The sequence below is a fragment of the Vibrio sp. 2033 genome (assembly GCF_033339735.1).
Genome location: NZ_JAWOVC010000628.1, coordinates 1 through 573 on the forward strand (window position 1 = coordinate 1; position 573 = coordinate 573).

Consider the following 573-nt stretch of genomic DNA (forward strand, 5'->3'; position numbering starts at 1 on the left):
GCCACGGTCTAATCTTTACACAAGTCTCTAAGGGTTAACCTTTTTGAGCTGCTGCAACTTCTTCAGCGAAGCTTAGGCCTTCTGCTTTCTCGATACCTTCACCAACTTCTAGGCGAACGAATGTAGCAACTGAAGCACCTTTTTCTTTCAGCATTTCACCTACAGTTTTCTTAGGTTCCATGATGAATGCTTGACCAGTTAGAGAGATTTCGCCTGTGAATTTCTTCATGCGGCCAACAACCATCTTCTCAGCGATCTCAGCTGGCTTGCCTTCGTTCATAGCGATTTCAACTTGAACTTCTTTCTCTTTAGCAACTACGTCAGCTGGTACGTCTTCTGGGTTTACGTACTCTGGCTTAGAAGCAGCAACGTGCATTGCTACGTTCTTAAGAGTTTCAGCGTCGCCTTCACCAGCAACAACTACACCGATTTTCTCACCGTGACGGTAGGAAGCGATTGCAGTACCTTCAACGTATTGTACGCGACGGATGTTGATGTTTTCGCCGATTTTAGCAACTAGAGCAACGCGAGCTTCTTCGAATTGCGCTTGTAGCTCTTCAACTGTAGCTTTTG

The 573-nt window shown here is 45.7% G+C and carries 1 protein-coding gene; it reads right to left on the reverse strand.

The features are described 5' to 3' along the window. Nucleotides 1-34 precede the first annotated feature (34 nt). The coding region (gene tsf, locus R7P74_RS28170; protein ID WP_318123968.1) for a translation elongation factor Ts at nt 35-573 on the reverse strand (539 nt) is incomplete at its 5' end.